The following is a 9263-nucleotide window of genomic DNA, read 5'->3' on the forward strand; positions in this document are numbered from 1 at the left end:
GAAAATAAATGATTCAAAAAAGATGAATTAAGAATACAACTCTCAAAACAGGGCACCAACGACATGGGCAACGCAGGTGGGGAACCCATAGCTGAAGAAGGCGTTAAGAACAGAATTCCATGAGCGAGGAACGAGGGAATAGTATTCTGTTTAGCCTTTGAAGCGTGATGGGTCGCCGAGTGCCGTCGTCTAGACTTTTTGATTCTTTTGTGGTAATGACAAAAGAATAGCCCCTCCGGCTTGAGGAGAAAGATCAATAAGGTTAAAGGCTAAAGGTTAAAGGCTAAAGGAAAAAGGTGCTGCCCTGAGCAAAGTCGAAGGGAAAAAAAAGAAAACCACTAATTACACTAATTTTCACAGATTAAAAACGAGCTTGACGCAGATTACGCAGAAAATAAATGATTAAAAAAAGATGAATTAAGAATACAAACCTCAAAACAGGGCACCACGACATGGGCAACGTAGGTGGGGAACCCATAGCTGAAGAAGGCGTTAAGAACAGAATGCATGAACGAGGAACGAGGGAATATTATTCTGTTTAGTCTTTGAAGCGTGATGGGTCACCGAGTGCCGTCGTCTAGACTTTTTGATTCTTTTGTGGTAATGACAAAAGAATAGCCCCTCCGGCTTGAGGAGAAGGAAGAAAAAAAAGGATTTTAAAAAGATTAAGAAGTAAGTTCTCAAAACTTGGCACTACCTTTAAATTCATATCCGACAAAAAATATCGAAAGCGCAAAAATGATGCAATTAACATTATTTTTTGCAGCACCGTAGCGCTGATACAGATTTCCTTGAAAAGATCAGCCAAACAAAAAAAGCAGTCTTCAACCCTTAAGTTGAAGACTGCTTTTTACTTCCGATATCAATTGCTCACTTGATTGAACCTACTAAACTTATCTCACATCAAAATTGATATCTCTACTCTTACCTATACTTACTTCATATTAGAGTAATTTGTGCCTCGTATGGCTTCAAAACCAGCAAACATTTCTTTTAATTTTTCAGGATTTGAACTTGCAAGATTATTTTGTTGAGCCACATCTTCCGTTAAATTATAAAGTTGAAATTCTCTAGAACTACCCGTTTCAATATTGACTTTGGTATTCACAGTTTTCCCTTTATAAGGAGGTATCATAAGCCATTCTCCTTTTCGATAAGCAGTACGACCACCAGCTTCAATAATCAACTCTTCTCTTCCCTGATCCTCATTACCCAACAAAACATTTAGTAAAGATTCACTATCCTTAGTTTTACTATCACTCCCTACTAACTCAGCTAAAGAAGATAAAATATCTACCTGACAAACCAATGCATCCGATACTTTCCCTTCGATTTTACCCTTCCAATAGGTAATAAAAGGAACGCGAGTACCGGCTTCAAATAAGCTATACTTACCTCCTCTTAAAGGACCTGTCGGTTTATGATTACCCAATTTTTCTACTGCCTCATCATAGTAGCCGTCATTTAAAACCGGACCATTATCACTTGAAAAGACGATTAAAGTATTCTCCAGTAAACCTTCCTCTTCCAATGTTTTCATAAACTCACCCACACACCAATCTGCTTCAACAATTACATCACCACGTACTCCTAAGCCCGATTTACCCACAAAACGAGGATTTGGTGTACGCGGAACATGTGGCTGTTGCAAGGCATAATACAAAAAGAAAGGTTCCTCTTTATGCGCTTTTACAAAAGCTTGTGCCTTAGCCAAAAAGTGATCTGCCATATCTACATCCTTCCATTTTGCAGCCTCTCCACCTTTCATGAATCCAATACGCGGAATCCCATTAACGATGCTATTATTATGACCATGATGCCATTTCATAGTCGTCAGCTCCGGATTCTTTTTACCCGTTGGTTCACCCTCAAAATTCTTTTTGTAACTCACTTCAATAGGGTCATTAGGATCTAAACCATCTACATATCCATTATCAATAAAAACCGTTGGCACTCGGTCTTGCGTTGCAGCAAGAATATAGGACTCATCGAAACCTACTTCATTAGGTCCAGGAGTAATATGCTTGTTCCAATCTAAATTTCCACTTCCTAAACCCAAATGCCATTTCCCCACAACTCCGGTATAGTAACCTTTTGATTTTAGCATTTTAGGTATTGTCATTTGAGCCGTATCAATCAGCAAAGGAGCTGAACCTGGCAATATTTTAGCATCTTTATTGCGCCAGGGATAAGTCCCCGTAAGCAGAGCATAACGACTTGGCGTACAGGTTGCCGAACTAGAATATCCATTTGTAAAACGGACACCTCCCTTGGCTAAAGCATCCATATTTGGAGTGCTGAATTCCGTAGCTCCATAAGCTCCTACATCGCCATATCCTAAATCATCAAGATAAATGAATACAATATTTGGCTTTTTTTCTCCATTCTTTTCACTTGTTTTTGGTTTCATCTGACAACTCGCCATCAACACCATCAAACTTAAAAACAAGATCAATTGTTTCTGTTTCTTCATTTTATTTCAAGTTAGATATTCTACAATTCTAAGCTTACGCAATTGCTTATTGAATGAGTAATTCATCAATATTTGGGGCACTTTGTCCAGTGGTTCGCAGTTCTATATAATTGGCACCTGCCTGAAGTTGACAGGGAATTTCTACCGTAGCCCAATTGACTTTCCACGATCCCGTTTTAGAAAATTTGATCGTACAATTTTTTTGTCCATTAACAAATAAATCCATCTCTCTATCCCGGTTAGAATCATTCAAGGCATATCGAAAAGTTAAGGTAAAATTGCCTTCACTCCCATCATTTTCCTGATACCATTTTACGTATCCTTCTTGACTTGTGAAATCAAGATAGCCCTTTCCGAAAAAATTCTTCCCATCTCTCGAAACCTTAGCTCCTTCAAACTTTGCCTCCTCAGCCTGCATTCCATTAGAAATTACCTCGTTGCTTTTCTGCTCTGCTGGATTTCCCCAATAGAGTCCTTCATTTTTAGCAAATGTCTCTTCCATCTCGAAAAGAATTTCCCCTTTTCGTACCAGCAAAGCTCGAACCCTAGTTCCTAGTTCAATTTCAAAAGGCTTACGGTACAAGCTACTTTTAGTGGTGGGTTTAGATCCATCTGTGGTGTAAAATATTTTCATTCTGCCTTTTAATGCTGCACCTCTTATTCCTACCGACTGCACATCAATAGCTACCCTATTGGAAGTTAATAGCTGACGCTCACCAATGATCGCAGCCGTTACCACACCAACATTACCCGAATCACGGGTCGATTGCAGAAAAGCTCGTGTTGAGCCCATGAACAAACGACGAACATTAGTTCCTAAATTATGGCATGTATCAATTGGAGATCCATTTTCCAATGATCGCAGACGTACAGGTCCATCGAAATGATAATAGACGCGATTTTCCCCGTATGGATATAGGTTCCCCTTCTCATCACATGCAGAAGTGGTTAGGATCGCCAAATCTTTAGCATTGGACTCAAAATTTCCGATTTGAATGGTAGTCTTCAATTTTGAAGGTGCATCCGCTGTTATCTGCTCAGTCCGTGCAACTTCTTCTCCATTATTATAAGCCACTGCCGTGATTTTTCCAGCTTTCCAGGGCACCAACCATTCGCATTGCATTTCATCCCATTTTAGTCCTGGTTTATCTTTTCCAAGCGATTTTCCATTCAAAAATAGCTCCACCTCATCAGCATTCGAATACACCCAAATTGGAACTAAGGTCCCTTTTTTAAGAGTTGGATGTGTCCAGCCTGGCAGCAGATGAACCATAGGTCGTTTTGTCCACTGACTTTGGTAAAAATAGAACAAGTCTTTTTCGAAACCTGCCACATCCAGGGCGCCGCTCATGAATAGGCGAAAAGGCCATCCTCCATGAACATATCCTGCTTCCCCAAAATAATCAAAACCAGTCCATCGGAAATGACCACTATACCAAGCATTATCGCGCATCAGCTCCCAAGTTTTTCGTGCTGATATTCGTACCGTAGCATTATCGTAAGAGGAATTAAAATGTTGCTTTCTATTGTTCCAATTCTCAGGCGAAGTCCATTCGTAATGAAAGACCTCATCCTCGGTTAAATCAGGTAATTCAAAGGGTTGCTGTCCTTTATTCGGATAGCCATCCCGAAACCAGGTTTTAGTTCGATAGTAGCCCCGAGTTTGCCAGGTATGAGGAGCTTCGGTTGCCACAAAAGGTTTATTGAGACGAGCTTTCGTAAAGAAACTTGATTTTTCACTTCCTCCGTTAACGCCAAAAACATCCATAAATTCAGAACCACTATGACCTGAAGTAACGGGACGAGTAGCATCCAATTGATGGCACAAGTCAACCAAATCTTTGGCTACTGCGCCTTTAGTTTCGTTTCCTACGCTATAAAGAATTACTGATGGATGATTCCGATCTCGTTTGATCCATTCCGTCAAATCTCGCTGCCACCACTGATCAAAAGCCTGAGATCCATAATCTTCTGGAGCTTTCCTTTTCCAGCCATCAAAAATTTCATCCATAACTAAAATTCCCAATTCATCGCAGAGATCATAAAACATTTCAGGAGCTGGATTATGAGCCGCACGAATTGCATTACAACCCATATCCTTAAGCAATTGCAATTTCCATCGCAATAATTCTTTTGTCCATGCGCCACCTACCGGTCCTCCTTCGTAGTGCTCACTAACCCCCAATAATTTTACATTTTGTCCATTTAGCCAAAATCCTGTTTCCGTTTTCCACTCAATGCTGCGAATGCCAAGCGACGTAATGTGCTCATCAATCAGTTTTCCATGATTAAATAAACGATTGCGAACCTGATACAAATAAGGAGTTTCTATATTCCAAAGACTTGGATTTGTAAGGGTCAGTTTTTGTGAAATCGATAATGAATCATTCTCTGGAATCGTCACTCTACTTCGACAAGAAGCTTGTTCATTTTGATTTGCATCAACAACTACCGTTTCTATCTCCAGCTCTGCCTCCTTATCCAAACTGTTCTCCAGAGCTATTTGAATAGCCAAATTTGCTTTGCTTGCACTTACTTCGGGTGTTGTGATATAGATACCGTGTCGGGCAATTCGAACAAAATCTGTGACCACTAATTTTACCGGTGCATAGATACCGCAGGGATGATACCAGCGTGCACTCGGTTCATGGGAATTGTCTACACGAACAGCAATTGTATTGGCTCCCAAACTAAGATAAGGAGTTAATTCGTAGCCAAACGAGATGTAACCATAAGGACGTTTGCCCAAATAGTGACCATTAATCCATATTTCACTATTCATATACACACCATCGAATTCAATTTGAACCCTTTTTGTAAGCATATCGGAATCAACAGAAAATTGCTTTCGATACCACCCTATTCCACCCCCAAAATAGCCTCCCGATTCTCGTTGGGCTCCATCTTGAGATATTCCTTCTTCAAAAGCCCAATCGTGTGGCACATCTACTCCCTTCCAATCTGAATCATCATAATCGGAATTCAAAGCTGCTGAAGTATCTGTTCGACTAAATTTCCAGTCAAAATCGAAACGCTTCTCTACACGCGAATTCTGAGCCAATCCTACATTCTGAAAAATAAAAAAGATCAAAAATGCTGATACAATTATTTTCATTGCTATTCTTTTAATGTTTTAGGACTAAAAACAATCTCCTAACCAATTGCTTTCTATATCAATTGACCCTTGAAACAAACCTCTATTCTCCTATCACACAGAACTAAATGATATTTCAATCCCTTTATTTTAAAAATTTCATTCCCTAAAATTAACGCTTACCCAACAAATTATTCCATTTTTAGCAGATGATGTGGTGGTAAACTGTAAATGTATTTTTCATCGATACTCACAAATCCACGAATCGCATACTCCCTCCCTTGCTTAAGAAGATCAAATGGAATGGCTACCCTAAACTCATTTCCCTCTATTTGAGTAGCTTCAATTATTTTCTCTTCCTCATTTAAGTAAGAAATATCACTAAATGCGATTCCATAATGAACATTTTTCTTCCGTTTTATATTGCTAAAACGAACACTTACCAAATAATGATCATCCATTTTACGTACTTCCGCAATATCGATATTCATTAGTTGATCTCTTTTTATAACCGTTGCAATGTTTGGATGAAAATTGCATTCCCCATCTGCATTATAGGATTTTACAGTATAGAAATAATCTTGAACCGATTGATCCAGAAAGTGATTCTCAACAATACCTTCTGCCAACACAGTAAACTCATGAAGTTTCGTGCCTCTATACAATCTATATTGTACATCGGGATTAATAGTATCCTGATTGACCCACTCTAAATACACCTGATTATTAACTGTCTCCCTGGCTGATATATTCCGTGGCGGAATGGGCAAATGCTCTTTGCAAATAACTGTTTCCTCTTTAGAAGCTTGACCTTCACCTAGACCATTATAAGCAATCACGACTATTTGATAGGGAACATCATATTTTAATCCATTGATTCGATAACCAAACACATTATTCGCATCGTATTCTTTACTAAAATCATTCCCCTTTACTTTCAGCTTATACCCTAATGCATTGGGAACACTCTTCCACATCACAGTAATGCTGGAATCTCTCCTTACTATTTTAAAAATAGCAACTTGATCTGGTTTTTGATTCGAAAGAGTCACCAATTCGGAAAGCTCACTTACCCCTTGTTTATTCCTAGCAGAAACACCAAAATAGTATTGTTTACCTGGCTCAACATCCGTAAGTAAGACCTGATTATTTTCAGCCCCTTTTATGCAAACAGTCTGACTAAGATTTTGTGGATCCATTCCATAGGCAACTTCATATCCATCTACTGAATCCCTTTTCCACCACTTTAATTCAATGCCTTTGCTTGTTACTTTCGACGTATAGATACGAGGAGCAATCGGAACATATTGCTGATTGGATTCCCATTTAACCATCACCACTGAGAAAGGTGGTACTTCCAAAGGATCCAATTTCACCACATCCTTTTGTACCTCAATATTCTTTTTTTGAGGAACATCCGAATACATATAGGTCCGTTCCACTTTTCCTTTTAGTTGTTGATCTCCAAAATTCACTTTAAACTGATGATATTTATCTGATCGGTTGGTTACAATTAAATAATCATACCCACTAAAACCTTTAAAAGCACGAGCATAAACTCCATTTACTTTTTTATTCTCTAAACCATCAACTAAAGTTCCCCCATCCACATGAGTTGCATAGGTATACGAACTGTTGTTGGTAGCTTCATGAACAATTTCCAAAGCTTTTCCCTCATCATCTTTCACAATCCCTGTTAGCAAAAGATCCGTATCTATACTTTTTCCAGAATTGTAAGCATCCAGAATCACTTGATCATAGTTTTTTGCAGGTTTGTATTTATTACTAATCTCGTGCGAACCAATATAGTAAGCATTGGAATGCGCCAATTGGCGAAGTGTATACTCTGCATTATAGATAGCTGAAAAAATACCATTCAGAGGAGAATTCCATACCCCGAATTCAGTGATTAACAATGGAACTCCTTTCCATGTGTAATCTTCTATTTCGCTCATGGCTTCAGAACTTGTGACTTCAATTAGTTTTGAATTTGCTCTTTTATAGGCTTTTTGAAAGGACTCCCTGCCCCCAACATGAGGAGCGTACGAATGTTTTGAAAAGACATTCCAATAGGCTCCATTCTCCTGCTGGTATCTATATATCTCCTTCATAAACCCTTTGACTCCATCCCAGGAACAATTTAATGCCAGATTAGCATCAGGAAAAACAGCTTGAATAGAATCCGCATAAGGTTTCATTTTTGCTGCATAATCATACCCATCATTCCACCAGTAACGATCACGGGAGGGAAGATAAAAATAGGGTTCGTTACAAAATTGCCAAACCTCAACCTTTATATTGTTATTTTTACAAAAACGAGCCAGTTCACCTGCAACCTGTGGTGATTCTGAGAATCCATTAATGGTAACTACAAGCTTACCTCCTACTTCACCAAGTAGTTCATACAAGTCGATGATACGATGCGGTCCTTTCACTTCTGTAAAAGCATACCCCTTACTATACATCTTCTGATGGTCGAACATCCAGATGTAGTCCTTATCGTACAATCCGGTTGCACTGTTAAAGGCATCGCCCATGGTTCCAGAGAAATACCTCAACCACCCAGGTTTCAATCCATGAACCGCAGCTCTAAAATCAGGATGTTTGTAACTCCATACTTTATCAGCAATTCGAACATTAAACCCACTACACCCTTCTTCCAATTCATGACCATTAGAGCTATCAATGTATATTGTTCCTTTTATTTTTTCTGATTTACATTCTGTACATGAAAAAATGACAAATAGAATAAAAAAGCTAGTCGCTATTTTAAAAAACTTACGCATATTGTTTATTTGATTATTAGCTTAACTGTTTCTCTAAACTCTGTCTATTTTCCCTAAAATTAGAAGCTAAAAAAATCTTTTGATACACGATATTATTAATCTACAAGAAAGAAAACGATAGCCTCAAAAAAGATAAAGCAGAGCAAATAAGAACAGATTATTAATAGCACCAAAAATAGATATTAGCTTAGGATTCAATTCTAAATATCAATTCAAAAACTATAATAGAATGAACAGAGATCAATCATTCCTACTGGAATATAAATCATACTCACCCATTACATCCCTCAGAACCAATACCATTACACTAAGAACCAAGCCGATCACAGAGTATCAACCAGAACAAGTAGAGACTCCTAATTCATCCATGAGAAATGTAGTAGAGAATCAGAAAACACCAAGCCAAAGCACCCCAAAAAAGCCAATTGAAACACCTTGCTTCTTGACTTCAGAAAAAAAATAAAGATTTATACTCGCCATTCATAAAAAGCAGACTTATTTTAGTCATTTTACATTTTTTATATACATATTTGATCTCAAACAGGATATTTTCCAAAAAAACACTCCAAATAGAAGGGGTATGACGTGAGAAACAACAAATAAAATCAATTATAAAATCCAATTACCATATGAAGAAATTACCTACGGCTGCGCTAAATATAATTCTCGCTGCCGGATGCTTTTTTACAGCTCCTGCACAGCAAACCGAAACATTAAAACTTGGGCTCGACGACTTGTACAAAAACAAAATTTTCAAGCAAAAAGGAATTAATACCGTACGCTGGATGAAAGACAATGAAGGATATTCAGCTCTTGAAACGAATAAAAATATTGGTGGAAAAGATATCGTGAGCTACAATGCAAAAACTGGAAATCGTGAGGTTCTTGTTTCCGCTGAAAATCTGATTCC

Annotated in this window: 5 protein-coding genes; 2 read left to right on the forward strand and 3 right to left on the reverse strand. The window is 38.2% G+C overall.

Going from position 1 to position 9263, the window contains the following annotated elements; genetic code table 11:
* Positions 1-934: 934 nt before the first annotated feature.
* The 3 genes from ABYT26_RS16910 to ABYT26_RS16920 form a co-directional block, all read right to left on the reverse strand.
* On the reverse strand, positions 935-2473 hold the full coding sequence (locus ABYT26_RS16910; protein ID WP_372756074.1) for an arylsulfatase: 1539 nt from the start codon (positions 2471-2473) through the stop codon (positions 935-937).
* A 46-nt stretch (positions 2474-2519) separates the two neighbouring features.
* Positions 2520-5588, reverse strand: coding sequence for a glycoside hydrolase family 2 TIM barrel-domain containing protein (locus ABYT26_RS16915; RefSeq protein ID WP_372756076.1), 3069 nt, complete (start codon positions 5586-5588; stop codon positions 2520-2522).
* 170 nt (positions 5589-5758) lie between these two features.
* Complete coding sequence (locus ABYT26_RS16920) at positions 5759-8353, reverse strand: fibronectin type III domain-containing protein (protein ID WP_372756078.1); 2595 nt, start codon at positions 8351-8353, stop codon at positions 5759-5761.
* Positions 8354-8582: 229 nt separating this feature from the next.
* Here ABYT26_RS16920 and ABYT26_RS16925 point away from each other — a divergent pair, with 229 nt between their 5' ends.
* Positions 8583-8816 (forward strand): hypothetical protein, encoded by a 234-nt coding sequence (locus tag ABYT26_RS16925; protein ID WP_372756080.1) that lies wholly within the window; start codon positions 8583-8585, stop codon positions 8814-8816.
* A gap of 166 nt (positions 8817-8982) precedes the next feature.
* A partial coding sequence (locus tag ABYT26_RS16930; RefSeq protein WP_372756082.1) for a hypothetical protein occupies positions 8983-9263 on the forward strand: 281 nt, incomplete at its 3' end.

Origin of the sequence: Labilibaculum sp. (assembly GCF_041595635.1) — a bacterium.
GTDB lineage: Bacteria > Bacteroidota > Bacteroidia > Bacteroidales > Marinifilaceae > Labilibaculum.